The organism is Actinoplanes subglobosus, from assembly GCF_042650585.1.
Taxonomy (GTDB): domain Bacteria; phylum Actinomycetota; class Actinomycetes; order Mycobacteriales; family Micromonosporaceae; genus Actinoplanes; species Actinoplanes subglobosus.
Map to the genome: position 1 here is coordinate 1 of NZ_JBHSBL010000035.1, position 25,962 is coordinate 25,962.

A 25,962-nucleotide genomic window follows, 5' to 3' on the forward strand; every position below is an offset into this window, starting at 1 on the left:
CGACGTCCGCGACACGTTCAGATCGCCGGCGACCACGAGCGGCGTCGCCGGATCGGTCGTCGCGAGCCGCGCCGCCAGATGATCGAACTCGGACCGGAGGACGGCGGTGAACCGGTCGTCCAGGCGGGCCGACAGGTGCGTGTTGACCACGGCGATCTCGCCGTCACCGGTGGCGACCGTGAGGATCTGGGCGCCCTTGCGCATCAGGAACTCCGGCCGCGCCGGCCCGGTCCTCGGGTAGCGGCTGAACTCCCGGGCCACGATCGGCCACCGCGACAGCACCACCAGACCACCCCTGAGCAGCGCCGACCCTGTGTACGCGTGGTACCGCAGGCCCGGGGCCAGCGCACGGAGCAGGCGCGCGTCACGCCGCCACATCACCTCCTGGAGACAGACGACGTCATGGCCGCCGCGCTCCAGCCGACGGCCCAGCACCCGCAGGCGCGGCCGCACGTCACCCCGGAACAGCGTGTTGAACGTGAGCAGCCGCACCTCAGCCGGCCAGCCTCCGCCAGAGGAACTCCAGCATCAGCGCCCGGACCAGGGCGGCCTGGTCGTTGTCCGCGGCGCCGGCGTGCCCGCCCTCCACGTTCTCGTAGTAGGCGACCTCATACCCCTGGTCGCGCATCAGGGCGGCCATCTTGCGGGCGTGGCCGGGATGCACCCGGTCGTCGCGGGTCGAGGTCGAGAACAGCACCGGCGGGTACGGCCGCCCGGGCCGGACGTTCTGATACGGCGAGTACTCCCGCAGGAACTCCCAGTCGGACTCGACGTCGGGGTCCCCGTACTCCGCGATCCAGGACGTTCCGGCGAGAAGCCGGGTGTAACGCCGCATGTCGAGCAGCGGGACCGAGGCGACCACCGCGCCGAACAGCTCCGGATAGCGGGTCAGCATCACGCCCATCAGCAGGCCGCCGTTGCTGCCGCCCTTGATGCCGAGTTGCTCCGGCGTGGTGATCCCGCGCGCGACCATGTCGGCGGCGACCGCGGCGAAGTCCTCGTAGGCGCGCAGCCGGTTCTCCCGCAGCGCGGCGCGGTGCCAGTCCGGGCCGTACTCGCCGCCGCCCCGGATGTTGGCCACCGCGTAGGCGCCACCCCGGGCCAGCCAGCCCCGCCCGATCACCGCGTCGTAGCCGGGAGTCAGCGCGATCTCGAAGCCGCCGTACCCGCTGAGCAGCGCCGGGCCCGGTTTCTCCCCGCCGGCCACGAAATAGGGCACCCGCGTGCCGTCGGCCGAGACGGCGAAGAACTGGCGCACCTCCAGCCCGGCCGGGTCGAAGAACTCCGGCTGCCGTTTGAGCACCTCGACCGGGCCGCCGACCGTCCCGAGACTCAGCGTCGTCGGCCGCAGGAAACCCTCGGAGGCGATCAGGTACGCGTCGTCGCGATCCGGGTCGGTCTCGACGATCCATGTCTGGGCGAACTCGCCGGACGACGGCAGCGGCTCCCGCGTCCACTCCGGCTCGCCGGGGGTGAGCACGAACGCCTCGGTCCGCACGTCGGTCATGGTGACCAGCAGCAGGTGGTTGCGGGTCCACGACCAGCTGTTGAGCGACGTGCGCCGGTCCGGCCGGAACAGCACGGTGAACTCGCGCCGGCCGAACGGGGTGACCAGCAACGATCCGGCCGGGTGGGTCACACCGCCGACCGTCCACGATGACCGGATCCGGACCAGCATCCACTCCCGGTGGACGTCGCAGTCGGCGTCCTCGGGGATGTCGATCCGCTCCAGGTCCCCGCCCGGCACCCGGACGTGGTACTCCCGGGTGAAGAAGGTCGGCAGCCGGACGACGAACTCCCGCTGGTAGCCCTCGGTCGCGTCACGGTAGCCGCGGACCAGGATGTCCGCGGGGTCGCCCTCGAAGACCGTCTCCGCCTCGGTGAGCGGGGTGCCGCGCCGCCAGCGCTTCACGATCCGCGGATAGCCGGACGCCGTCAGCGACCCCGGCCCGAAGTCGGTGCCGACGAAGACGTGATCAGCGTCGGCCCAGGCGACGTGGCTCTTCGCCTCCGGCAGGGTGAACCCGTCGGTCACGAACACCCGCCGGACCAGGTCGAACTCGCGGACCACCGAGGCATCGGCGCCGCCCCGGGACAGGCTGATCAGGCAGCGGTCGTGACCGGGCCGCAGCACGGTCACGTCGCTCCACGTCCAGTTCTCGCCCTCCGCCTCGTTCAGCGCGTCGACGTCGACCAGGACGTCCCACTCCGGCTCGGCAAGCCGGTACTGCTCCGGAGTGGTCCGCCGCCACAACCCGCGCGGATGGTCGCCGTCCTGCCAGAACGAGTAGTAGAAGCCGTCACCGCGCCAGCCCGGGAACGGGATCCGGTCACTGCTGTCCAGCACCTCCCGGATCGCGTCCCTGGTCGCCGCGAAGTCCTCGTCCGCCATCGCCCGCAGCGTCTCGGCGTTGCGCTCCGCGACCCATCGGGCCGCCTCGGGCTCGTCGAGCGATTCCAGCCAGAGATACGCATCGTCGATCATCGCTCGACGATGGCATCAACCCGCTTCGTTGCCAACCCCACCGGCCGGGCCGTCCGCCGACGGCAGAGCCACCGCGCGCGGCAGCAACTGGGCGGTCAGCAGTGTGGCCAGCGCCGACGTGTCCGCTCCGCCACTACCGTCGGTGCGCACCACCAGCGGCTGTGGTGCCCGGCCGGCCAGCTCGGCCCCCACCTCGAGGCGGCGCAGGGCCAGCTCGTACTGCAGAACGGCCCGGTTGTCGCGGTAGGCCTGGGCCAGCCGGTGCTGCGCCTTCGCCTCGTTCTCCGCGGCGATCAGGCCGCTGCGTCCCCGCGTCTCGATCTCGAACCGGACCCGTTGCGCGTTCGTCTCCTGCTCCTCCAGCAGCTGGGCGACCTGCTCACGGGCCTTGTTCAGGGAGGCCTTCACCTCGACGATCCGGGCGTCGCGCACCTTCTTCGCCCGCTCGATGTCCATCTGCAGCTGGTCGATGCGGCGCTTGCGGGTCAGGCCCCACTCCTGCTCGTACGCGGTGCTCTCCTTGGCGACCCGTTCCCGGGTGGCCAGGTGCTGCTGGTACTGGGCGGGCAGCTGCACGTCCGGGATGTTGCACCCGGTGATGCGTACGCCGTACCGGTCCAGCTGACGGTTCAGCAGGTCCTGCATGTCCGCCACATCGGAGCCGCGCAGGTCGTACGCCCGCTCGGTCTGCACCATCCGGGCCCGCTGCCGGATCGCGTCCTGCACGGCACTGGACAGCACCAGGTCGAAGTTGCCGGCGCCGATCGTCCGCACGAACAGCACGGCGTCGGTGATCCGCAGCTTCAGGAAGAACTCGATCGAGCGCAGCGGCACGTTCTCCCGGGTCGGGCAGGCCATGACCGGCGCCGAGTACGGGATCTCGGTGGCCACGTCGACCACGAACGCGACCCGCGACCACGGGTGCCACAGGTAGTGCCGGCCCGGGTCGAGGGTGCGGCTGACCGCGCCGTACCGGGTCAGCACGCCGTTCGTACCCTGCTCGATCTCCACGATCGACGACCGCCACCACCAGAGCGCGCCGACCAGCAGGAACAGGACACCGGACAGGTAGGCCAGGACACCGAGGAAACCGGCGTCACCCTGGATCGAGAACATCACCCCGGACAGCAGGGCCAGCAGGCCGAGCCAGAGCGGGGCCAGCCAGCCGAGACGGCGGCGGTGTTTCGGGATGACGACCGGGACCAGGGTGCCGGCCTCGCCGCCACGCAGCAGCCGGGCCACGTCGCTCCACGGCGCGACCACCTCGGAGATCGTCGAACTGCGGCCCTTGGTACCCGTACTCATGCCTCGTCCTCCGTCTCGACCGCGACCACCGCGACGGCCGGCTGGTCGGTGCCGCGCAACGCGTTTATCTCTTCCTCGCGGTCGGCGATACGCTGCGCGACCTCGGCGAGCCGGGTGCGCATGGCCGCCATGTCGGCCTCGGTGAACAGCTCGTTGCCGCGCTCGCCGACCATCTCCCGGGCCAGCTGCAGCAGGTCGACGCCGACCGCGCCGTTCGGGTCGGCCGACCCGCCGATCCGGACCAGCCGCGGCAGGTGCCCGGCCACCTCCTCCAGGCGGTCCAGCACCTCCCGCTGGTAGCGGTACTCCAGGATCTCCGGCGCCTCGGCGGCGGTCACCGCGCGGATGTCCAGGGCCTGCGCCTCCAGCAGCGCGGCGTTCGCCTTCGCCTCCGACTCGGCCAGGATGTACCGCTGGCGGGCCAGCGCCTCGGCCCGGTTCGTCTCCCGCTCCAGCGCCGTGTCCATCTGCGCCTGGTACTGCGCGATGTCCGCCTGGATCGCCGACAGCGTCTCCTGCAGGCTGGCCAGCTCCTTGATCAGGTCGCCCTCGTCCTGCTCCTTGCGCAGCTGCAACGCGTACTCGTGGGTGTAGGCGTCCTTCGCGACCCGCACCATCTCCGGGGCGGCCAGGTCCATCCGGTACTTGCGGTCGGACGGCTCGGCGTGCGTGATGTTGGCGTTGGTCAGCTCCACCGCCGGGCGGAACTGTTGGTTCAGCTGGTCCAGCAGCCGGCCCGTCTCCTCGCCGACCATGTTGTAGATGTCCGCCGCGGACTGCTCGTAGATCAGGCTGCGGATCGTCTCGCTGACCGCGTTGCCCAGTTTCTCCTCGAAACCACGGACCGCGCCGAGCGTGTAGACGAACTCCACCGGGTCACTGATCCGGAACTGGATGAACAGGTCGATCGACGCCTTCACCCCGCCCTTGGTCGGCGCCTCCCGAACCGGGGCGTTGAACGGGTACTCCCGGGTGGTGTTCAGGATGTACGACACCCGCTTCCACGGGTTCAGCAGGATGATCCGGCCGGGGCCGACCACCTGCTCCAGCTTGCCGAACCGGGTGATCAGGGCGGCACAGCCGTCCGGCACCATCACCATGCCCTGCCGCCACCAGACGAAGCCCACCGCGACCAGCGACAGCACCCAGTAGTGCACGCCGAAATACGGGTTCGTCAGCACGGCCCCACCGGTCACGCCGATCGCCGTCGCCGCCACGAACCCGATCAGCGGGAGCAGCAGCACCGGCAGCATCGTCACCAGCGACCGCCCGCGCGGGATCACCATCGGGCAGATGACGTGCACCTGCTCGCCGTCCTGCCGGCGCAGCTCGCTGCGGTTGAGCACCTCCCCCGCCTCGTCCAGCGGAACCATCCGCTGCTCCATGACGGTGTCGATGCTGCCACCGAGATCCCGCGCCGCCGGGAAGTCCACCGGATCGACACCGAGATCCAGCTGCCCCGACACAGCGGCCTTGCCGAGACGGCGTGCCTCCTCCACGGCCACCGCCCGGGGATCGGCCCCCTCGGCGATGGCACTGGCCGCCTTGCGTAATCCCTGCTGGAGACGCGCCACGGTCCCCCCTCATCCGTTGCTGTAGAGCTGGGAATCCTATCGAGCCTCATCAAGCCGAGTAGCCCTGAGCAGGCCACTCGTGGTCGATCGAGGGTCTGACTGATACCGGAAACGGCTCCGGGACCCCGCGGGGCCGGGATCATCTCAGGGTGTGAAGAGTGCGGTGATCATCGGGGCCAGTATGGGCGGGCTGCTTGCGGCCCGTGCTCTCAGCGGAGTGTTTCAGCAGGTCACCGTGGTGGAACGGGACCGGCTGCCGGAGGAGGCACGGGCTAGACGCGGGGTGCCGCAGAGCCGGCAGGCGCATGCTCTGCTCGCCCGCGGCAGCATGGCCCTCGACGAGTTGTTCCCCGGGTTCACGGCGCAGATGATCAGGGCCGGGGTACCGAAGGGGGACCTGCAGGCCGACTGTCAGTGGTACCTGGACGGGCATCCGATGCGGCAGGCGGTGTCGGCCCTGCCGGTGTACGGGGTGACCCGGCCGCTGCTGGAGCACCTGGCCCGGGAGCGGGTGCGGGCGCTGCCGAACGTGACGATCACCGACTCGGGGGACGTGACCGGGCTGCTGCACGACGGCGGGCGGGTGCGCGGGGTCCGTACCGGTTCCGGGACGATCGAGGCCGAACTGGTCGTCGACGCCGGCGGGCGGGCGTCGCGGCTGCCGATCTGGCTGGACGAGCTGGGCTACGGGGAGGTGCCGGTCAGCACCGTCCGCACCGACGTCGTCTACACCACCCGGCACTACCGTTATGAACCCGGACGTATCGGCTTCGCGGTGGTCAACGCGCCGTATCCGGGCCTGCCACGTACCGGCGTGACGATCCGGCAGGAGGGTGACCGGGTGGTCCTGTTCCTCGGCGGGATCCTCGGCGAGGAGCCGCCGACCGACGACGCCGGCGTCATGGCGTTCGCCGAGTCCCTGCCGGGACCGGAGATCAGAGACTTCCTGCGTACGGCCGAACCGCTCGACGATCCGGTGCGGATGCGGTACCCGTCGAGTGTGCGGCGGCACTACGAGCGGATGCCCCGCCTCCCGGAGGGGCTGGTCGCGGTCGGTGACGCGATGTGCAGTTTCAGCCCGATCTACGGTCAGGGGATCACGGTCGCCGCGCTGCAGGCGCTCGCGCTGGCCCGGACCGGCGGCACCGGCCGATGGTTCACCGCGGCGGCACGTCTGGTGGACGCCCCGTGGACGATGGCGACCGCCACCGATCTCCGGTTCCCGCAGGTCCAGGGCGCCCGCCGGGTCCTCGACCGCCCGCTGAACGCCTACCTCGAGCGCTACCGGGCGGCCGCCGCCCACGACCCCGACCTGGGCGCCGCCTTCCTGCGGGTCTCCAACATGCTGGCCGGGCCCGGTCACCTGCTGGCGCCGGGCCGGCTGCTGCGGGTGCTGCTCAGTCCAGGACGCGCAGGTCGTGAACCAGTTCGGAGAAGACCACCGGTGGCAGGTCGCCGAGGGTGAGGTCGCCGGCACGGAACAGCGTGACCCCGTCGACGGTCTGCGGCAGGGCGGAGTCGACGGTGTCGGAGGCGTGCCAGCCGGGATCGGTGCCGAGGACCGCCCACGCGCCGCCGCCGAGTGGTTTCGCCATCTGCACGGCGCCGCTGTACCAGCGGGTCCAGCCGTGCCGTTCCAGGCCACGCAGGACCGCATAGGTGGTCTTGCGCCCGACGAACCGGTCCAGGTCCGCGACGTCCCGGTAGACCGGGCGGTCCAGCTGCGCGAACGGCTGGAGCAGCTGGTAGTCGGCGAACACCCCGGCCCACCCGGCTCGGACGCCGTCCGGGAGGTCCAGCGGGTGCGGGACGCTCACGCCGGCGTCGCCGGCGAGGATCACCGGCTCGTCGCCGACGTCGGCGAGGGTGCCGTCCTCGGCGACCCGGACGGTGGTGAGCAGGGCCCCGGACACGTCGTGGACACCCCAGATCAGGCGCTGGGCCAGGTGGGTCATCCACGGATGGCCGGCGAACCGGTCGAGGAAGATCGCGGCCGGGATCCGCCGCCGCGCGCACATCGCCCGTTCCAGCCGGGCCACGTGCAGGGACGCCGACGAACGGGCCTCCTTCCGCAGGGCGGTGAGCCGGTCCTTCGCCGCCTTCTGCCTGACCCGGTCCGCGCCGCGGGCCGGTTTGGGCAGGTCGGCGAGGATCCGGCCGGTCGCGTCGCGGAGCACCGGCATGAGGCGCTCGTCGAAGGCGATCCGGAACGTCCCGGCGTCGACCTCGACGGTGTCACCACCCTCGTCGTCCAGGCCGAGCAGCGGTACGAGCCGGTCGGCGAGCTCGTCGGAGGTGAGGCCGCGCAGGTCGGCGATGGCCTCGATGTGTCCCTTGGCGACACTCCTGAACACCGGGAACCGGGATCGCTCGGCGAGCAGGCTCAACTCGATGAGCGCGGCGTCGGTGCCGCGGTGGCGCAGCGCGTCGAGGGCGGCCTGGGCGCGGGCGGCGGCCGGGGTGCCGGCCCACTGGCGGGCGTGCGAGGCGATACGGCGTGCTCCGGTGTCGTCGCCGATCAGGCCGACGGCCTGCATGCACCAGCCCTCGGTGGCGGGTGCACCGGCGGCGACCCAGCGGTCGAACAGCGCGTCGGCGAACGCGGCCCGCGACGACGCCGTCCAGCGGTCCCGTGCGGCGAGCACTGCCGGATGGACCTCGTCGGTGTTGCAGCTTGCCAGCCGTACCAGGAAATGATCTTGATCGTCGGGGGTGGCCTCTCCGCCGGAGGCGGTGATCAGCGGCGGCAGCGGCTGGGCCGTGAGGTAGGCGGGGACCTTCGGTTTCTTCGCCCGGGGAGCGTCGAGCGGATCGCGGTCGAGGAACGCGGTCAGTTCGGCGGCACGGTCGCCGGCCTGCGTGAGCAGCAGCGCGCGGTGACCCTGCGTGTCGAGGTAACGCAGCACCCGCCCGGTCGGATCGTCGGACGGGTCGGCGGTCCACAGCGCGACGGTTCCGGCGGCCGCGTGATCCGGGTGCCGCAGCAGCCAGGACCGGGCCCGGCGGCGCTGCTTCCTGGCGGCGAAGGCGCGGACGACCGGCACGGCCAGCGACGGGTGCCCGACCGGCTGCGCGGCCTCCAGCGCCGCCTCGGCACTCCGGCGGTCCTCGAACGCGGCCAGCAGCGGCGCGACGTGGCTCGTCCCGTGCCGGAGCAGCAGCATCGGGGCCAGCCGGCTCACCCAGTAGTGGAAGTTCGAGAAGCCGAGCGCCATCAGCCGCTCGTGCGTCCACGCCGGGGCCAGGGCGAGCGCCGGCAGCGGCGTGGGTATCGCGAAGTGCTCCCGGTGCTCCAGCCAGGCGGTCACGGCGGCGGTGTCGCAGCGGCTGATCGGCACACCGTCCCACTGCACGGCGTCCGCGTAGACCCCGGCCTGCTCGGCGGCCTCCCGCTCCTCGTCACGGAAGCGCAGCACCGGCTCCACCGGCACGGTCACGTCCAGCCACGCCGGCCGGGCCGCCTCCGGCGGCTGATAGGCACAGGGCGTCCCATCCGGTACGCCCGGATGCTCCTGTTCCCGGACCGGTGTGAACCCGGTCGCCCACACGTGACCGGCCTCCTGCTGCGCGGCCAGCGCCGCACGGGCGTCGTCGTGATCGACATGTGCGAGCAGGCTGCACCAGAGCCCGTTGTAGTAGGCGTCGTCCTCGAACGGGTACGACGGCCGCATCCGGCTCAGCACCGGCCCCACCTCGGCGCCCGCGATGTCGAGCATCCCGGCGAGGTAGATCCGCGGACCGGTGGCGCCGAAGAACTCGTGCCGCACCTTGCGGTTGGCGTGCAGGAACCGGTCGAGGGTGTCCAGGCCGCCGGAGGCCAGCCCGGTCGCGTGCACGTTGAAGTTGCCGAACTCGCCGACGTGCCGCATCGCCGCCCCGTGCGCGTCGCGTTCGGCGGCACCGGACCGCGGCCCGACCGGCAGCACATAGCTGACCGCCCAGAACAGGTCGGCGAGGGTGTTGCCGCTGAGCTGACCGGCCGTCCGGTCCCGTGTCTCCAGCAGCACGTCCCGGCACCGCTCGTAGGTGTCGTCGCCGGCGGCCACCAACAACTCCCGGAGCCTGCCGAAGACACCGGCGGCCACGTACGGCAGATCCATGTGGAAACCGGCGACGACCCGCCGGCACGCCTCCGGCAGCCCGTGCCCGGCCACCAGGAAGTCGGCCAGCCGGTCGTCGATGCTCTCGTCGATGTACTGGAACCGCTCGCGGACCACCCGGATCAGCGCGAGATCCTCGGCCTCCGACCCGATCCGGGCCTCCGGGGCGAGCAGCCGGGCGCCGAGGTCCCGGGCACCGGCCGTGTCCGCGGTGACCAGCTCCCACACCCGCGACGCCTCGCCCGACCTGTCGCGGATCGCGCGGTCCTGCGCCCAGACCGCGTGCCGCAGCCCGGCCCACGCCTCGTCGACGCCGGGCACCGGGCGGATCGCCGTCCGCAGCCCGCCACGCCGCGGCGGCACCACCGATCGCAGCCACCCGGTGACGGTCAGACCGTCCCGGCGATCACCGGGATCGGTGTCGTCGGGCGTCCAAACCTGCGGTGCGTGCGAGGCTGGTGGTGCGCTCCATGACGTCACCGCGTCACCCTAGCGACCGCCGGGACTCGTCTTCTTCGACCTCGGCGGGCTGCGCCTGCTCCTCGACCGGGGCGCCCCGACGGCCCTGCACTACTACCTGGTCGACGACGTCGCCACCACCGTCGAGCGGCTACGGGCGGCCGGCACACCGGTCGAGAGCGAACCGCACGTGATCTTCACCCACCAGGACGACCGGCTCGGCCCGGCCGGGACCGAGGAGGTGCAGGCCTTCATCCGGGACACCGAGGGCAACCTGGTCGGCCTGGTCGAGCACCGCCACCCCCGATGATCCGGCGGGCGACGCGGTGAACGTTCGTGGGTGACGCACTACCATCCCCGGCATGCAGGTCGTCACCAAGCTGGAACGGCGGGTGGTCGCCGCCGCCGAGGAGACATTGACCCGGCAGCGGCAGGTCGGCCCGGGCGACGTCCTGGCCGCGATGGGCTGGCTGCCGCCCGGCCGGATCACCGAGTGGCGGCAGGGCCGCGTCCCCGACCTGGAATCGGTCGCGGTGGTCACCCCCGCCCGGCTGGCCGACGCCCTGGAGGTGTTCCGCCGCTGGGTGGACAGCCGTGGCCTGCGACCCAGCGAGATCGAGTACGTGTCGGCCACCCGTGACCGGCGGCCGCTGCGATTCACGGCCGGCGGCGACCCGGGGCCGGAGGCCGCCTACCGTACCCACTGGCTGGCCGCCGACCTCACCGACAGCCAGCGGGACCGGCTGACCACCCGGCAGAGCAGGCCCCCGGACCTGGTCGTCGTCATCCCGGCCAAGCCTTTCACCTGCTCCGGTTGCTCCACCGCCGACGACGGCATGCTGATCATGGAGGATGCCGGCCCGCTCTGCATGACCTGCGCCGACCTCGACCACCTGGTGTTCCTGCCGTCCGGCGACGCGGCCCTGACCCGGCGTGCCAAGCAGGCGAGCCGGCTGTCCGCCGTGGTGGTCGAGTTCAGCCGATCCCGCCGCCGGCACGAGCGCCGGGGCCTCCTCGTCGAACAGGCCGCCGTCGAACAGGCCGAACAGCAGTGCCTGTCCGACGAGGAGGTCCGGGCCCGCCGCCGCGAACGTGACCGGGAGCGGCGCGAGGCCGCCGACGAGGTGTTCCAGCAGAGGCTGACCGAGCAGATCACCGAACTCTTCCCCGGTTGCCCGCCGGCTCGCGCCGACGAGATCAGCCACCACACCAGCATCCGTGGCAGCGGCCGGGTGGGCCGCAGCGCCGCCGGCCGCGCCCTCGACCCGGAGGCGGTGACCCGTGCCGTCATCGCCTCGATCCGGCACGGGGACACGCCGTACGACGACCTGCTGATGTCCGGCGTCCCCCGCGACGAGGCCCGCAGCCGCATCCGCGCCGACATCGACCGGATCCTCACGCTCTGGCGGGCAGGCTGACGGCCGACCTGCCCGGCGAGGTCCTCGTCGGCCTCGGCACGGGCCTCACCGCGTCCACGTCAGCCGCGACGGCGACCCAGGAGCGACGCCACCTCCAGGGTGAACGCGAACGGCTCGCCCGAGACCAACTCCCGGCCGGGACCGGCGACCGCCACCGGCACATACCGATCACCGGCCAGCCGCTGAAGGTGCAGTTCCACCCCGGGTGCGGCTGACCTTCCTGGTCTCCTCCGGGACCCGGGCCTGGAGGGCGAGCAGGCGTGACACGCTGTCCGCGGTCATCGGCTCGGCCAGGTAGAAGCCCTGCCCGACGGTGTAGCCGAGTTCGAGGAGGGCGGCCACCTGCTCGGGGCTCTCGATGCCCTCGGCGACGGTGTCCAGGCCGAGGGCGCGCGCCAGCTGGCTCACCGCGCGGGCCACGGCCTGCCGGGCGTCGGCGGCGGCCGGCTGCCCGTCGTCGATCTCGATGCCGTCCACGAACGACTTGTCCAGCTTGACGATCGACGCGGGGAAGGCGCGCAGCAGGCTCAGCGACGACTCGCCGGTGCCGAAGTCGTCGAGGGCCAGGCGGATACCCATGCGGTCGAGCTCGTAGAGCGCCCGGGACACCTGCTGGCCGCGGAGCACCGCTGACTCGGTCACCTCCAGGACCAGACGTTCACAGGGCAGGCCGCTGTCGGCGAGCGCCGCGGCCACATCGGACACGAAATCGGGGTCGTGCAGCTGCCGAGCGGAGACGTTGAGCCCGGCCTCCCGCAGCGCGTCCGGGCCGAGTTCGGCCAGCCAGGCCGCGGCCTGACGGCAGGTCTCCCGCAGGACGAACCGGCCCAGCGGCACGATCAGGCCGGTCCGTTCGGCGGCCGGGATGAAGTCGGCCGGGCTGACCAGGCCACGGGTCGGGTGATGCCACCGGACCAGGGCCTCGACCCCGATCACGCGGTTGCAGTCCAGCCGCACGATCGGCTGGTAGACGACCCGGAACTCGTCGTTGTCCAGGGCCCGGCGCAGTTCGCCGCCGAGCTGCATGTGCGCCAGGACGGGCTCCCCCATGCCGTCCACATAGCGCACATAGCCGGCTTTTCCCCGCTGCTTGGCCGTATACAGGGCGACGTCGGCGTCACGCAGCACGGTGTCGACGGTGGCACCGGGTTCGGCGGTCGCGATGCCGATGCTGGCCTGCACCAGCAGGCGGTGTTCACTGATCGGCTCGGAGAGCGCCGTCAGGAGCCGACCGGCGAGATCCTCGGGTACGGCGTGCGCGCCGGTCAGGAGCACGGCGAACTCGTCGCCTCCCACCCGTACCGCCAGATGCTCGTCCGCCGTCTCGGCCCGCAGCAGGCCCGCGACCGAGACCAGCAGCCTGTCGCCGACCCCGTGTCCGAGCAGGTCGTTGACGGTCTTGAAGTCGTCCAGGTCGATCAGCAGCACCGAGGCCGGGCCGGGCTCGACCAGCGCGGCGGTGAGCCGCTCCCGGAACAGCGCCCGGTTGGCCAGACCGGTCAGGCCGTCGTGGCTGACCTCGTACTGGAGGCGCTCCTCCTGGATCCGCGAGTTGCGCAGCAGCCGGGCGTTCTCCTGGTAGGCGAGGTACTGCCGGATCATGACCAATGCCGTGACCAGGACCGCGGCGACCAGCACCACACGGACCGGCCAGCTCAGCGGTGATCCGAAAGCGACAGCGATCAGCGGTACGTCCACCATGATCATGGCCAGGTAGGGCAGCAGCACCCCGGGGCGGGCCGGATCGCGCGGCGGACCGTGATCGGCCCGGCGCTGCGCCTCGACACCGAGCGTCACCAGCACCGGGGCCAGCGGCATGACGATCGCCTGCGCCGGGACACCGGCGATGTAGCCGAACTGCACCGCGAGCACCGACACCGCACCGGCCGGGACACCACCGCCGGCCGCGACGAGCCGCATCGCCACCCGGTCGACCGGCCCGCCGTCGATGTAGGACACCTTCGTCGCCGCCCCCACGGCGACCAGCAGGCCGAGTCCGACCAGCAGCATCGCCTGCCGGCTCCACGGTTCCCGGGCCGACAGCATCGGGGCCAGACCGGCATACCAGAGCACGGCCGCGCAGCCGAGGAAGGCGATCGTCCGGTCCAGGGTCATCCGCCACCGCTCGACACCGCCGGCCGCGACGACCGGCACCCGGGCCAGCGCGGCGAAGGCGATCAGGAACCCGATGACGGTGCAGGCCGCGGCCGGTGCCGGCATGCTGCGGGTACGGGCCTGGTCGGCGTGGGTGAGCATGTCCACGGCCAGCCACGCATACCCGACGGTGATCAGGACGACGGCGACGAACACCCCACGCCAGAATCTCTCGTCACCGCTCCCGCGTATCAGCCCCCGGACCGAGGCGGCCGCGAGCACACCTCCGACGGGTACGAACACGTACGCGATCGCTTCGGTACCGGCACCGACGGTCAGGAAGGCCACGCACCAGACGGTGCCCAGCACGGCGACCGCGACGGTGGCGCCCACATAGGACATACGCTGATGCGCGCTCCACGTCACGGGCCAGACACTAGCGGTCCCCCTGTTGTGCGGATCTCCCCCGAACGTTCGACGTTCACCGATATTCCGCTCTTCGCGACAAGGGCCTCAAACCGACCCCATGGCGTTCCTCGATGTCGTCGCTCCGGGTTTCGGCTTCACCGCGCCGGAGGCGCTGGCCGCCGCCGAGACGATGCGGTGGCGGCCGGCCCTCGGCACTCCCGGGGCTGAAGTCGTCCGTGCGGGATGAGGTCCGCCGCGGCGTCAGGCGATCCACTGGGACGTACTGCAGTCGATCCTGACGCCGACCAGGTCGGCGCTCACCTCGGAAGGGAAGTCGGCGTGTTCGACGACAACGGTTCGTTCCTGCTGGCGATGTTCGAGTTCTTCATCTTCGTCGCCTGGTTCATGTGCCTGTTCTGGGTCTTCGGCGACCTGTTCCGCAGCAAGGACCTCGGCGGCGTGGCCAAGACGTTCTGGACCCTGTTCCTGGTCTTCCTGCCGATCCTCGGCATGCTGGTCTACCTGATCGCCCGCGGTGGCGGCATGACCGAGCGGGCGCTCGCCGCCCAGGCGGAGGCGGTGCGCCGGCAGGACGCGTACATCAGGTCGGTCGCGGCGCCCGCCGGTGGCAGCCCCGCCGAGGAGATCGCGTCGGCCAAGGGACTGCTCGACTCCGGCGCCATCAGTGCGGCCGAGTTCGAGCAGCTCAAGTCGGGTGCCCTGGCCAAGGCCAAGAGCGGCACGGGCACGGTCGCGGTCGCCTAGAGAACTTCCGGTGAAGGGGTCCGGTCACACCGATCATCGGCGGCGGCTGAGGTCACCCCCGCCTGGACGGCGGTGACCACCCCTCTCCACAGCGGTGCCGGTTCGCCGGCGACGTGCAGGCCGAGACCGCGCAGCGCCGCGATGCGCTGCCGGATCAACGCCGTCGACTCGGCCTGCAGGCGGGACCAGCCGGCCTGGCCGGTGATCTGGCCGGGATGGCGCCGGTACAGCCAGGTGACCTCGGGCGTCAGATAGCCCGGGGTCGTCTCGGCCAGGGCCACCACCAGCGCCAGATCACCGCCACGCGGCGTGGCCACCCAGCCGCCGAACGCGCGGACGGTGCCGGTGCGCGCGGTGAGCCCGGCACACGGCGCCGCCGGTTTCCCGCTGTCGAGGATCAACCGGGTCAGCTCCCCCGGCTCGATCAGCCCGGGCTCGATCGGTGCGGGGAACGACCGGCGTGACGAGTCCGGCAGCAGGTCGTGGGCCTGGGCGGTGACCCAGTGGATGCGCGGATGGGCGTCGAACGCCTCGACGGCCGTCCGCAGCGCTCCCGGCAGCAGCAGATCGTCGGAGTCGAGCACGTGCACCAGTGAGCCGTTCGCCCGGGACAGGGCGACGTTACGCGCGATGTTGACCCGCAGGGTCTCGCCGTTGGCCTGGTAGCGGGTGAACGGGAACCGCCGTGCCACGGCGGCGAGCCCCGACTCCGGACCGTCCTCCTGGACGAGCCATTCCAGCTCCCACCCGGCCGGCAGCTCCTGCCCGGCGAGGCTCTCACCGGCCTCGGCGAGGTACTCCGCCCGGTCCGCGTGCACCGGGGTGAGGACGGAGATCAACGGCATGGGACACCTTTCCCGCGGGGGTTCACCGGCTGACGGTACTGCAGCCGCGGCAGCAGCCGTTCCGCATCGACGGAGGCCGCCTGCCCGCTCCGGCGATTCGCCACCCCGGCTGACAAGAATCGATGGATGCGGTGTAGGGTGTGGACCAGGACCGGCGCCTCCCCCCGTGGGCGCCGGTCCTTCTTATACGCGCCAGCCCGTTCGCCCACCAGGCACCCACCACAGGCACGCCGAGAACCTCGGCGCCGAACGGCAAGCGAAGACAATCACGCAGCGTGGGGAAACCCGCAGCGGAACGCGGTGAACCACCGGTCCGGTGGTTCACATGAACGATCAAAGTGGGGCGGACGGGACTCGAACCCGTGACCGATCGATTATGAGTCGACTGCTCTAACCCACTGAGCTACCGCCCCGTACCGGCGGCGATCCTATCCCGTGCCCCGCTCCCAAGCCTAGCGATCTATCACCGCACCAGGGATTTCGGCAGAAGAACGATCTGCAGCCGGGGATCTTCGACCATGTCCGATGGCTGGAGATCCTCCACCCGGGGCGCCTCCTCCTCGCAACAACTCGGACATTCAGGGCCGTCCTGGGTGGTGAACTCAGCGTAGTTCTCCGGGTTGATGTCGCTCATTGAAACCCCCTGAAACGGGCATTAAACCCCGACCCGGGCGCCGAGTGACGCCAGGACTGCTCCCGCGGTGCGCCAGCCGCCGGCCATCGCACCCTGAATGGACGGGCTGTCCCGGTGGTCGCCGGCCACGAAGAGACCGTCGCCCAGGTGCACCGGCTTGCGGAGCCGGGTCTGGGGCGGGCGCGCCGCCGGCAACGCCTGCGGCACGGTGACGACACCGAGCAGATCCCAATCATCAGTCGGTACGCCGTACATCCGCGACAATTCGACCCGGATGACGGTTTCCGACGCCCCGGAGGGTGCCGAGATCCCGACCACCGTGGCCGCGATGAGACTCCTGCCACTCGGTGCGTACTCGGGGGCGGCGTTGCTCATCACGACGGTGTTGGCGATGATCTCCCGCCGGTCGCCGTCGAGCAGCAGGATCGGCTCGTCGACCGGGGCACGGTCGGCGCCGAAGTAGAACGTGGTCAGGCTGTGCACGTCGGGCCGGGGCAACCGGTCGGGCAGCAGGGCGGCCGCACCGAGCGGGTCGGCGGCGACGATCACGGCCCGGCAGCGGACCTCGCCGCCCTCGGTGACGACCATGCCCGGCCCGACGGCGAGGGCCCGCGCGCCGATCAGCAGCTGCGGGAACGGCAGTGGGCCGGCGATCGCGGCGGGCAGCGCGGCCATCCCGGCGGCGGGAACGCCGATCCGGCCGCGGGTGAACGAGCGCAGCACCATCGCGGCGACGTGGCTGGACGTGTCGAGGGCACGCTCCGCGAAGACGCCGGAGAAGAACGGCCGCAGCGCCTCCTCGATGATCCGGTGTGACAGCCCGGCGGCGCGCAGCATCTCCTGCGTGGTGGTCTCCGGCATGTCGAGGATCCGGTGGACCGGCAGGGTGGCGCAGCGGGTGGCGAGGGCGGCGAACTTGAGCCGATCGGTGAGGGTGCCGATGCCGGAGATCAGGGTCTGCGGCGTCATGAGCGGCTCACGCACCGGGTTCTCCAGGCGATGCAGCTCACCGCCGCGGCGTACCAGAACGCCTGAAGTGAAATAGCGCATGTCGAGCGCGTCGACGTCGACGAGGGCGGGCAGCCGCGGATAGGCGGTGTTGATCGTCTGGAATCCGCGGTCCATCCGCCAGCCGTCGATCACGTCGGTGGCGACCCGTCCGCCGAGCCGGTCGGAGCCTTCCACCAGGAGCCATTCGACGCCGGCGCGGTCCAGACGGCGGGCGGCGGACAGCCCGGCGAGCCCGCCGCCGATGATGACGACGTCCACCTCAACCGGCTGCGACATGTCCACCTCACTGACTGCAATCAACGCGATTCTCAGCGTACCCGGGCAACTGCCGCGGAGGAGGCGAAAGCGACAGGCGGCCAATGGGGTACGCCTCCCGCCGGCGGAAACCGGCGGGAGGCGCGAGGGGGGATCAGAACAGCGGATCAGGCGAAGTAGAGGCGGCCCATGCCGTTGCTCACCTGCATGCCGTGGAACCGGCCCCAGCCCGAGGTGACCAGCCGGCCACCGTCGAAGCCGTTGCCGTCCTGGTTGAGCCGCACGTGGACGTCGGTGCCCGTGTGCACGACCAGGTCGTCGAAGCCGTCACCGTCGTAGTCGGCGAAGTAGAGCCGGCCCATGCCGTCGGTCAGGCCGATGCCGTGGTACCGGCCCCAGCCCGTGGTCTCGACACCGATGTTGGTGAAGCCACTGCCGGTGTTGAGCCGGACCGACACGTCGGTGCCCAGGTGCACGATCATGTCGTCCTTGCCGTCACCGTTGTAGTCGGCGAAGTACAGCCGGCCCATGCCGTTGGTGACGTTCAGGCCGTGGAAGCGGCCCCAGCCGGAGCTGACCACGCGGCCGGTGCCGAACCCGCCGTTCTTGGTGTTCTGCCGCACCGACACCTCGGTGCCCGAGTGCACGATCATGTCGGTGTAGCCATCACCGTTGAAGTCGGCGAAGTACAGCCGGCCCATGCCGTCGGTCACGTCCAGCCCGTGGTAACGGCCCCAGCCGGAGCTGACGACGGTGCCGCTGCCGAAGCCGCCGTTCTTGTTGTTGAGCCGGACCGAGACGTCGGTGCCCGAGTGCACGATCATGTCGGTGTAGTGGTCACCGTTGAAGTCGCCGTAGTAGAGCCGGCCCATCCCGTCGGTCACCTGCATGCCGTGGAACCGGCCCCAGCCCGACGAGACCACGCCCAGGTCGGTGAACCCGGAGCCGGTGCCCTTGCGCACCCCGACGTCGGTGCCGTTGTGGATGACCAGGTCGGCCTTGGCGTCACCGGTGAAGCTGTCGTAGACGAGGTCGTCGTCGACGATGTTCTTGTAGCGCCAGGCGTCGAACGTCAGCATGTCCGACCAGCTGTTGAAGCCGATGTTGCCCTTGCGGTTCTCCTCGTTCGGTGACCGGACGGGCTCGCCGGGCGTATTGAACGAGTAGACGTAGGCGCCCTTGGTGTGGTCGCTCGGGCTCTTCCAGAAGGCGAACAGCTCCATGTGGCCGTCCTTGTGGACGGTGTCGCCGGGCTTCAGTTCGTTGAGGCTGCCCAGCCTGGTGGCCAGCCCGCTGCCCGGGAAGCTCGCGGTGGTGAAGCTGCTGTCGACATGCCAGGCCATCGACACCAGGCCGGAGCAGTCGTCGCGGTACGACTTGCCCTGCGCGTCGTCGTGGTAGGTGTACGACAGCGGCGCGCCGGGGCTGTAGGGCTGACCGAGGTCGGCCCAGTACTGCGCCCGTTCCAGGACCTCGCTGCGGGTGATCTTCCCGCCCACCGAGGAGGCAGCCGACGCCGCGACCGGCGTGGTGACGGCGGTGGCGGTCGCGCCGACGACAGCGCCGAGACCACTGGCGATGACGAGACCGAGAGCTCCGGCACACAGCCGCTTCATTGCATCGATGTTCTTCGATGAATTAGAAAAGAGTCGTGCTCGCATGAAAAATGCTCCATCGAATGGGAGAGGTTAAAGAGTCAGATCCGGCACACTGCGGTGGCGGCAAACAATTCCGTCACGGAGCAGCGGCGACATTTCACAGGCACGTGTCACCAGATCCAGCGCGACGACCCGCAGGCGTTCCGCGTCCATCGCCGCGGCGAAGACACCGACGACGATCTCGCTCCGCAGGATCCGCACCGACACGTGCTCGACAACATCTTCGGGTAGGACGGCCGCCCAGACCGTGTCCAGCACGGTGGCCTCGTTGACGTCGAGCGCGAGGTCACCGCGGGGGACGATGGAAACCATGGCCAGCCGCATCAGACATCAGTCCCAGATCAGGCTTCCGGACGGGCTGCCGGCGATCTGCACCGCGACAGCCAGGACGCCGAACAGGAGGGAGAGCGCGGCACCGGTGACGATATGGCGAGCGGACATGAGACGACCCCGTTTCCGAAGAGCAATGAAAATCAACGTCTGATTCGAATCGCTCGCCGTTTCCTAGGTGGCGGCTGGCGTTCTGGAAATATCTTCGCCAACGCCGGGGCGCCTACGGAAGAGATGCGGCGTGGACGGAACCGGCCATGGACCGATCCGGCCACCACCACCGGAGCGCGACGGGCCGGCGACGAACAGCCACGGGAATCCATTGATACTTGTCCCCACCTGTGCAACCATCGCGATCCAAGATCAAACTGTTTTCTGCGGGGGGAGCAGGGCCCATGTTGGCTGCCCTGGGTTTGACTACGGCGACAGAGGCTGTCTATCGGTCTCTATTAAACAAACCAGACCAAAAAATCGTCGACCTGGTGGACCTTCTCGGCATCACCGAGGAACAGGTCCGTTCGGCATTGGATTCACTGTTCGACCTGGCGCTGCTCCGCGAATCGGCGGACACCCCACAGGGCGTTCACGTCGTGGCACCCGACATCGGCCTGCGGTCGGCACTGGCCCGGCAGCAGGCCGACCTGGCCCGCCGCCAGCAGGAGGTGGCCGAGAGCCAGGCGGCGATCACGCGCCTGATCGACGGCCTCAGCCACACCGAACGTGAGGCCGGCCCGGTCGCCAGCGAGCTACTCGGCATGGAGGCGGTCCGTGACCAGCTGCAACTCCTCGCCCAGGAGGCTCGCGACGAGGTCATGACGTTCATGCCGGGCGGAGCCCAGTCACCGGCCGCCCTCGAACACGCCCGGCGCAACGACGCCCACATCCTCGCCCGCAACGTCCGGATGCGGACCGTCGGGCTCGACAGCATCCGCAACTCGCCGGACACGATGGCGCATGCACGCTTCCTCACCGACAGTGGAGCCGAGTTCCGTACCTCCGCGATCCTGCCTCCGCGCATGATCGTCGTCGACCGCCGGGCCGCGCTGATCCCGATCGACCCCGCGGACACCCGCCGCGGCGCCCTGCTCGTCTCCGGCACCGCGATCCTCGCCCCGATGATCGCCCTGTTCGAGCAGGTCTGGGAGATCGCGACACCACTGGGCGCCACCACCGACCCGGGCCGTGAAGGGCTCACCGCGCAGGAACGCGCGCTGCTCAAACTGCTGGCCCAGGGGCTGACCGACGAGGCCGCCGCGACGCGCCTCGGCGTCTCGCACCGGACCGCCCGGCGCATCATGGCCGACCTGATGGAACGCCTGAACGCCCGGAGCCGTTTCGAGGCGGGTCTGAAAGCCGCCCAGCGAGGCTGGCTTTAGGAACCGGCACGGGGCTCGCTTCACCCCTGGGGGATGAGGCGGCCCCGTCGGCGATGATGTGTGCTGAAAACACAAAAACCAGGCCGTAACGGCCTGGTTGATGGCTCCCCGAATAGGACTCGAACCTATAACCTGCCGGTTAACAGCCGGCTGCTCTGCCAATTGAGCTATCGGGGATAGTTCTCCTGCTTGCCGTCCGGTTTCCCTGGCGACGGAGAACAGACTACATGACCACCCCGGCCCCCCGCGAACGGGACACCCCCCGTTCGCGCGGAGGCTCGACACCGAGGGCGAACCGGGGATCCGGGGAGTATCGCCCCGGCAGGATGGGTATGCACCCTCGCAGACGCACGCGCGTCGAACTACGGAAGGAGCCGCCACCATGCGCGGAAAGCTGATGTTCCTCACCGGTCTCGCGGCGGGCTTCGTCCTGGGCAGCCGTGCCGGCCGGGAGAAGTACGAAGAGATCCGGGCCGGTGCGCAGAAGCTCTGGGACCACCCGACGGTGCAGGAGGCCGCCGGCGTCGCCCAGGCACAGGCCAACAAGCTCTACACGGAGGGCAAGGACAAGATCCAGTCGTCCAAGCTCGGCGAGAAGCTCCACACGACCGGGAGCACCGGCTCGACCAACGACGCCACGGACGAGCTGATCGCCCCGAGCGACTCCCTCACCGCGCCCAAGAGCACCACCTACTGACACCGTCGCCTCGGCGCCGCTCTCGCACGCCGGGAGCGGCGCCGAGGCGTCTTCCCCGATCAGGGTGCGGTGCAGGGTTGCTGTTCGGGCACCAGGCCGAGGGTGGTCAATTCATCGAGGACGTACGCCAGAGCGACGCCCCGTTGCTCGTCGGTGCCGGTGACGTCGACGTCCACATACTCGGTGCGCGCGGTGTCGGCCGCGAGCAGGTGCCGCAGGACGGGCCGCCAGGCCGCCGACGGGTCACTGATCCGGGCGGTGATGACGGACAGCCCGGCGTCGGTGATCCGGTCGATGCCGGCCTCCGGCCCGGGCCAGTCGCGGAGCACCGTGACCAGGTCGAGGCATATGCCGAGCCGGTCCTTGTCGATCCGGCTGAGCGCGGCGACCGTCTGCTCCGGACTGTCGAGGACCTTGCCCGGGCCTGGCTGGAACCCGGCACGGACCGCGCGCCCGACCCGCCACGCGAGATCGGCGAGGCCACCGGAGAGGCGGGACAGGTGCCGGGCGCCGGCTTTCTTCCGCCCCTCGTCCCACTCGTCGGCGCGACCGAGCCCGCAGGTGGCTATCGCGCCGCGCACCTCCTCGAACGGGATCAGGTCGACGAGGATGCGAGCCAGGTCGAGGGTGTGCCGGACCCGCGCCGGGTCACTCCAGTCGGTGGGGTCGGCGGCGCCGCCCTCGATGCCGGGCGCACCGCTCAACGTGACGACCTCGAGCCCACGGGCGTCGAGCTCGGTACGCAGCCGGGTGCGGGCACGCCCGTCGTCGGCGAGGGCGGCAGCCAGCCGATACGGCAACCGGAGTGCCACCGCGAGGGCGCCGGTGCCGAAGTGCCCGCGCAGTGCCGAGTTGGCGGCGTCGAGGCGATCGATCGCGGTGGAGACGTCCTCCGCGTGGTCTAGGCTGATGCCGCAGCTGAGGTGCACGATCCGGCCGGAGGGATGTCGAAGCCGCATCAAAATCCTCCCCGGACGAGGTCACCCGTGCAGGTGCACGTGCATTCGCACGCGCTGACGCCTCCAGTATGGACCATGCCGGAGCCGGTTCCTGATCGGCTGATCTCGTGGTGCCGGAGTGCCATCGACGCCTCCATCCGTGGAATGTCTGCCCTCGGGTACGAGCCTGCGCTGCGAACCGGATCACCGGCGCACGCCCCGTGCGATGCGGCGACCAGCGTGAACATGATCGAAAGCAGCCTCATTCATTGAAGCATGCAGATGCGTTCGCCGGGGGTGACCAGCGAGTAGCGTTCGGCGGACGGTCACGGAGCGGCATACTCGGACAGTCCGGATGTTCAGATAACGCTCAAACGGACATGCAATGTTCGGCTGCGCGTGCGTACGCCGCGTGCCGTCGCACGACGGTACGAATGCACGGGAACACGCCCCGCGCATTCGCACCCACCATTCGCCCACCTCGCCGCCTCCCCAGCGCTCCCGACTCCACCCACCATTCGCCCACCCGCGCTCCTTCCCCGCCCCTCCCGTACCCCCTTCCCCTCCTTCCACTTCCCCGCCCTACCGCACCGTCTTCTCTTCCCCCTCCCGCATCCCTTCCCGTCCTTCCCTTCTCATCCCTCCCGCACCCCCTCCCTTCTCATCCCTCCCGCGTCCCTTCCCGTCCTTCCTCTTCTCATCCCTCCCGCGTCCCTTTCCTTCGCGACTCGGCGTTCCCGTTCCACCTCCGACCCGCGCTCTTCTCTCCGCACCCGCGGGCCCTTCCTTTCGCAATCGCGCGCCCATCTTTGCGTTCGCTCTTCCTCCCCTTCGCCCGGAACGTGCATCGGAGAGCGACTGCGGGCAAGCAAAAAGGCCCGGCGATTACCGGGCCTTTCGCGTTTCTCCGACGGTGATCAGCCCTGACTCAGGCCGTGCTCACTACCCTTCTTGATCTTGCGGGTGTCACGGAGCTCCAGGAACGGCTCGTCGTCGGCGGGGTGGCCGGCCGCGATGGCACGGCCGCGTTCGAGTTCGGCGTCGAGTTCGGCGCCGAGCAGGATCGCCATGTTGGAGATCCACAGCCAGACCAGGAAAGCGATGACACCGGCCAGCGTGCCGTAGGTCTTGTCGTAGCTGGCGAAGTTGCCCAGGTAGAACGCGAACGCCGCGGACGCCGCCACCCACAGCACCACCGCGAAGATGCCGCCCGGGGTGATCCACCGGAAACCGCCGGTCTTGGCGTTCGGCGAGGCCCAGTAGAGCAACGCGAACATCAGGCTGACCAGCACGACCAGGACCGGCCACTTGGCGATGTTCCACGTCGTGACAGCGACGCCACCGAAACCGAGCCGCTCACCGACAACCTGGGACAACTCCCCCGTGAAGATCACGATGGCGGCGGAGGCGATCAGCATGATGCCGATGACGGCGGTGACGCCGACCCGGATCGGCAGCGTCTTCCAGATCGGACGCCCCTCGGGCACGTCGTAGACGGCGTTGGAGGCACGCATGAAGGCGGCGACGTAGCCGGACGCCGACCAGAACGCGACGACCAGACCGATGATCGCGGCGAATCCGGCCGCCCCCGAATCACCGACCTGGGTGAGCACCGTGCCGACGAGGGAGCGCAACTGCGCGTTCGGCGTGAGGTCGTTGACCGCGTCGGTCACCGTCTTCTGCCCGTCGTTGCCGAGCATGCCCAGCAGCGACACCAGCACCACGGCGGCCGGGAAGATCGACAGAACCCCGTAGTACGTGAGTGCCGCCGCCCAGTCGGAGATGTTGTCCTCGGAGAACTGCCGGAACGTCCGTTTGACCGCGGCGAACAGGCCTTTCGGCTTCAGCTGGCTCGGCTTGTCCGGCCCTTCGTCGGGCCCCGGCGCGCTCAAATCCCGATCCCGCTCACGGTCCTCAGCCGTCCGGGAGGTGGCCGCCGCGGCCACGTCATGATCGGCCGCCCCCTGGCGCCGAGCCACGGCCGCGTCCTGTTCCCATCCATCACGCCCTGCCTCGGCACCACGCCCCAGCCCGGTGCCGCCCGATCTGGCGCCGCCCGATCTGACCCCGCGCTCCGGATCGTCAGCATGCCCACGACTGGCGGCACGATCCGCACCACCGGTCCGATCGGCACCAGCCGGAAGGTCAGCGCCGACGGGTCGTTGCGGTTGTTCGTCAGCCTCGTGGCGAAGTTTCATAGCGGGTTCCCTCCGGGCAGAAGCAACAGCTCCCAGCCGCCCGCGCACATCGTGTCCACATCCCATTGTGCGCGCTGACGACCTGCGGTTTTGTTGCCCAGCCCGGAGGCTTTCCTAACCCGTCCCGGTCTGCCATGTCCCGTCCGGGTCACCCAGCCTCCGTCGCGGCCGCCCGACGGAAGCGGCCGCCCCACGAAAGCAGCCACCCCACGAAAACGGCCACCCCACGAAAACGGCCGCCCCACGAAAACGGCCGCCCCACGAAAGCAGCCACCCAACGAAAAGCAGCTATCCCGGCGGAAGCAACCACGGCGGAAGCAGCCACGGCGGAAGCAGCCACCCGACGAAAGCAACCACCCCGGCGGAAGCAGCCACCCCGGGCGAAGCAGCCACCCGACGAAAGCGGCCACCCGACGAAAGCGGCCACCCGACGAAAGCGGCCACCCGACGGATGTAACTGCTCGCCCGAAGTGGCCACCCGGCCGAGGCAACTGCTCGACCGGAGCGGAGGCGTGGCACTCACCTGCACAGCAGGCGCTCCATGCGGCGGCCGGCGATGAACAAGCCTCCCGCCAGTAACGCGAGCAGGTAGAGGACGTCGAGCACCTGGACGGCACCGATCGTTCCCAGGCTGATGCCACGGATCAGGTCGACCGCCCGGTACAGCGGTGTGACCTCGACGATCCAGCGGAGCACGTCCGGGTAGGCGGTGGCGGGGATGAACGTGCCGGAGAACAGGAACAGCACGAACATGCCGGCGCCGATCATGTCGAAGTCCTGCCAGCCGCGCATCAGGGTGGAGATCGTCATGCCCAGCGCACCGAAGGCGAACCCGATCAGGATGCTCGCCGGGAACGCCGCCAGCGCACGCAACGGTGTCGTCAGGTCCATCGCGACCATGATGATCAGGAACGCCGCGGAGTAGACGCTGCCCCGGGCCATCGCCCACGACAACTCGCCGAGGGCGATCTCGATGGGCCGGACCGGGGTGGCGAGAATCCCCTCGTACAGCCGCATGAATTTCATCTTGCCGAAGAAGTTGAAGGTGGTCTCGGAGAGCGCCCCGGTCATCGCCGACGACGCGAGCATCGCCGGCGCCACGAACTCGGCGTAACCCACCAGCCGGCCGCCGGGCAGCGGGATCTCGCCGACCAGGGCTCCGACGCCGACACCGATCGAGAAGAGATAGAGCACCGGCTCCAGCAGGCCACCGATCATGACCAGCCAGTAGGCGGTCTTGAGCGCGGACACGTTGCGCTCGGCCACGGCGATCGAGCGGCGGCCCATCCCGTCCAGAGCCATCAGCCGCCGCGGCAGCACCAGAGTCAACACGTCAGATCACCAACCGTCATCGAAAGCGGCACCACCAGGTCAACACGTCAGATCACCGGCCACCGCCGGAAACGGCAACC

Annotated in this window: 21 protein-coding genes and 2 tRNA genes; 6 read left to right on the forward strand and 17 right to left on the reverse strand. The window is 70.4% G+C overall.

Translation table 11 applies throughout. The features are described 5' to 3' along the window. The 4 genes from ACFO0C_RS45785 to ACFO0C_RS45800 all read right to left on the reverse strand — a co-directional run. On the reverse strand, positions 1-492 hold a 492-nt coding region (locus ACFO0C_RS45785), incomplete at its 3' end, for an endonuclease/exonuclease/phosphatase family protein (RefSeq protein WP_378073169.1). 1 nt (position 493) lies between these two features. Next, a complete protein-coding gene (locus tag ACFO0C_RS45790) occupies positions 494-2,485 on the reverse strand; it encodes a prolyl oligopeptidase family serine peptidase (protein WP_378073170.1) in 1,992 nt (663 codons plus the stop codon). Positions 2,486-2,500: 15 nt separating this feature from the next. After that, positions 2,501-3,790 (reverse strand): SPFH domain-containing protein, encoded by a 1,290-nt coding sequence (locus ACFO0C_RS45795; RefSeq protein ID WP_378073171.1) that lies wholly within the window; start codon positions 3,788-3,790, stop codon positions 2,501-2,503. Next, on the reverse strand, positions 3,787-5,364 hold the full coding sequence (locus tag ACFO0C_RS45800) for an SPFH domain-containing protein (RefSeq protein ID WP_378073172.1): 1,578 nt from the start codon (positions 5,362-5,364) through the stop codon (positions 3,787-3,789). The genes ACFO0C_RS45795 and ACFO0C_RS45800 overlap by 4 nt, the downstream gene beginning before the upstream one ends. A gap of 151 nt (positions 5,365-5,515) precedes the next feature. Here ACFO0C_RS45800 and ACFO0C_RS45805 point away from each other — a divergent pair, with 151 nt between their 5' ends. Beyond that, a complete protein-coding gene (locus ACFO0C_RS45805; protein WP_378073173.1) occupies positions 5,516-6,829 on the forward strand; it encodes an FAD-dependent oxidoreductase in 1,314 nt (437 codons plus the stop codon). Here the strand turns inward: ACFO0C_RS45805 and ACFO0C_RS45810 are convergent. Then, entirely contained in the window at positions 6,762-9,944 is a 3,183-nt protein-coding gene (locus ACFO0C_RS45810; protein ID WP_378073174.1) for a DUF4132 domain-containing protein, read from the reverse strand. The genes ACFO0C_RS45805 and ACFO0C_RS45810 overlap by 68 nt on opposite strands. Before the next feature lie 341 nt (positions 9,945-10,285). Between ACFO0C_RS45810 and ACFO0C_RS45815 the strand changes: the two genes are divergently transcribed. Next, complete coding sequence (locus ACFO0C_RS45815; protein ID WP_378073175.1) at positions 10,286-11,341, forward strand: DUF2293 domain-containing protein; 1,056 nt, start codon at positions 10,286-10,288, stop codon at positions 11,339-11,341. A gap of 59 nt (positions 11,342-11,400) precedes the next feature. Here the strand turns inward: ACFO0C_RS45815 and ACFO0C_RS45820 are convergent, their stop codons facing one another. Then, positions 11,401-11,541, reverse strand: a complete 141-nt coding sequence (locus ACFO0C_RS45820) for a hypothetical protein (RefSeq protein WP_378073176.1) — start codon at positions 11,539-11,541, stop codon at positions 11,401-11,403. After that, complete coding sequence (locus ACFO0C_RS45825; RefSeq protein WP_378073177.1) at positions 11,510-13,861, reverse strand: putative bifunctional diguanylate cyclase/phosphodiesterase; 2,352 nt, start codon at positions 13,859-13,861, stop codon at positions 11,510-11,512. Before ACFO0C_RS45825 ends, ACFO0C_RS45820 begins: the two co-directional genes overlap by 32 nt. 100 nt (positions 13,862-13,961) lie before the next feature. Between ACFO0C_RS45825 and ACFO0C_RS45830 the strand changes: the two genes are divergently transcribed. Both ACFO0C_RS45830 and ACFO0C_RS45835 read left to right on the forward strand, forming a co-directional pair. Further along, on the forward strand, positions 13,962-14,090 hold the full coding sequence (locus ACFO0C_RS45830) for a hypothetical protein (RefSeq protein WP_378073178.1): 129 nt from the start codon (positions 13,962-13,964) through the stop codon (positions 14,088-14,090). Between the two features lie 92 nt (positions 14,091-14,182). Then, positions 14,183-14,608, forward strand: coding sequence for an SHOCT domain-containing protein (locus ACFO0C_RS45835; protein ID WP_378073179.1), 426 nt, complete (start codon positions 14,183-14,185; stop codon positions 14,606-14,608). Here ACFO0C_RS45835 and ACFO0C_RS45840 read toward each other — a convergent pair. The 6 genes from ACFO0C_RS45840 to ACFO0C_RS45865 form a co-directional block, all read right to left on the reverse strand. After that, positions 14,605-15,453: a glycosyltransferase family 2 protein gene (locus ACFO0C_RS45840; RefSeq protein ID WP_378073180.1), complete on the reverse strand. Its 849-nt coding sequence runs from the start codon at positions 15,451-15,453 to the stop codon at positions 14,605-14,607. The genes ACFO0C_RS45835 and ACFO0C_RS45840 overlap by 4 nt on opposite strands. Before the next feature lie 339 nt (positions 15,454-15,792). Further along, positions 15,793-15,866: transfer RNA gene (locus ACFO0C_RS45845), tRNA-Ile, on the reverse strand. 50 nt (positions 15,867-15,916) lie between these two features. Further along, positions 15,917-16,087: a hypothetical protein gene (locus tag ACFO0C_RS45850; RefSeq protein WP_378073181.1), complete on the reverse strand. Its 171-nt coding sequence runs from the start codon at positions 16,085-16,087 to the stop codon at positions 15,917-15,919. Between the two features lie 21 nt (positions 16,088-16,108). Next, entirely contained in the window at positions 16,109-17,374 is a 1,266-nt protein-coding gene (locus tag ACFO0C_RS45855; RefSeq protein ID WP_378073182.1) for an NAD(P)/FAD-dependent oxidoreductase, read from the reverse strand. A gap of 146 nt (positions 17,375-17,520) precedes the next feature. After that, complete coding sequence (locus ACFO0C_RS45860; RefSeq protein ID WP_378073183.1) at positions 17,521-18,969, reverse strand: FG-GAP repeat domain-containing protein; 1,449 nt, start codon at positions 18,967-18,969, stop codon at positions 17,521-17,523. Positions 18,970-19,041: 72 nt separating this feature from the next. Continuing rightward, positions 19,042-19,323 (reverse strand): hypothetical protein, encoded by a 282-nt coding sequence (locus ACFO0C_RS45865; protein WP_378073184.1) that lies wholly within the window; start codon positions 19,321-19,323, stop codon positions 19,042-19,044. A gap of 500 nt (positions 19,324-19,823) precedes the next feature. Here ACFO0C_RS45865 and ACFO0C_RS45870 point away from each other — a divergent pair, with 500 nt between their 5' ends. Beyond that, positions 19,824-20,717 carry a LuxR C-terminal-related transcriptional regulator gene (locus ACFO0C_RS45870; RefSeq protein WP_378073185.1) on the forward strand — a complete coding sequence of 298 codons (894 nt, stop codon included), beginning with the start codon at positions 19,824-19,826 and terminating at the stop codon, positions 20,715-20,717. Between the two features lie 101 nt (positions 20,718-20,818). On the opposite strand, the gene ACFO0C_RS45875 is transcribed toward ACFO0C_RS45870, so the two are convergent. Further along, positions 20,819-20,894: transfer RNA gene (locus ACFO0C_RS45875), tRNA-Asn, on the reverse strand. 205 nt (positions 20,895-21,099) lie between these two features. On the opposite strand from ACFO0C_RS45875, the gene ACFO0C_RS45880 reads away from it, so the two are divergent. Beyond that, positions 21,100-21,414 carry a hypothetical protein gene (locus ACFO0C_RS45880; protein ID WP_378073186.1) on the forward strand — a complete coding sequence of 105 codons (315 nt, stop codon included), beginning with the start codon at positions 21,100-21,102 and terminating at the stop codon, positions 21,412-21,414. 59 nt (positions 21,415-21,473) lie between these two features. Here the strand turns inward: ACFO0C_RS45880 and ACFO0C_RS45885 are convergent, their stop codons facing one another. The 3 genes from ACFO0C_RS45885 to ACFO0C_RS45895 form a co-directional block, all read right to left on the reverse strand. Next, positions 21,474-22,373: a hypothetical protein gene (locus ACFO0C_RS45885; RefSeq protein ID WP_378073187.1), complete on the reverse strand. Its 900-nt coding sequence runs from the start codon at positions 22,371-22,373 to the stop codon at positions 21,474-21,476. A gap of 896 nt (positions 22,374-23,269) precedes the next feature. After that, on the reverse strand, positions 23,270-24,331 hold the full coding sequence (locus ACFO0C_RS45890) for a YihY/virulence factor BrkB family protein (protein ID WP_378073188.1): 1,062 nt from the start codon (positions 24,329-24,331) through the stop codon (positions 23,270-23,272). A 738-nt stretch (positions 24,332-25,069) separates the two neighbouring features. Further along, on the reverse strand, positions 25,070-25,882 hold the full coding sequence (locus tag ACFO0C_RS45895) for an ABC transporter permease (RefSeq protein WP_378073189.1): 813 nt from the start codon (positions 25,880-25,882) through the stop codon (positions 25,070-25,072). Positions 25,883-25,962: the final 80 nt, after the last annotated feature.

Coding starts and splice junctions, on each gene's coding strand:
- ACFO0C_RS45880 (WP_378073186.1), top strand. CDS start 21,100: ATGCGCGGAAAGCTGATGTTCCTCACCGGTCTCGCGGCGGGCTTCGTC.
- ACFO0C_RS45790 (WP_378073170.1), bottom strand. CDS start 2,485: ATGATCGACGATGCGTATCTCTGGCTGGAATCGCTCGACGAGCCCGAG.
- ACFO0C_RS45830 (WP_378073178.1), top strand. CDS start 13,962: ATGGCGTTCCTCGATGTCGTCGCTCCGGGTTTCGGCTTCACCGCGCCG.
- ACFO0C_RS45840 (WP_378073180.1), bottom strand. CDS start 15,453: ATGCCGTTGATCTCCGTCCTCACCCCGGTGCACGCGGACCGGGCGGAG.
- ACFO0C_RS45885 (WP_378073187.1), bottom strand. CDS start 22,373: ATGCGGCTTCGACATCCCTCCGGCCGGATCGTGCACCTCAGCTGCGGC.
- ACFO0C_RS45865 (WP_378073184.1), bottom strand. CDS start 19,323: ATGGTTTCCATCGTCCCCCGCGGTGACCTCGCGCTCGACGTCAACGAG.
- ACFO0C_RS45815 (WP_378073175.1), top strand. CDS start 10,286: ATGCAGGTCGTCACCAAGCTGGAACGGCGGGTGGTCGCCGCCGCCGAG.
- ACFO0C_RS45855 (WP_378073182.1), bottom strand. CDS start 17,374: ATGTCGCAGCCGGTTGAGGTGGACGTCGTCATCATCGGCGGCGGGCTC.
- ACFO0C_RS45795 (WP_378073171.1), bottom strand. CDS start 3,790: ATGAGTACGGGTACCAAGGGCCGCAGTTCGACGATCTCCGAGGTGGTC.
- ACFO0C_RS45860 (WP_378073183.1), bottom strand. CDS start 18,969: ATGAAGCGGCTGTGTGCCGGAGCTCTCGGTCTCGTCATCGCCAGTGGT.
- ACFO0C_RS45850 (WP_378073181.1), bottom strand. CDS start 16,087: ATGAGCGACATCAACCCGGAGAACTACGCTGAGTTCACCACCCAGGAC.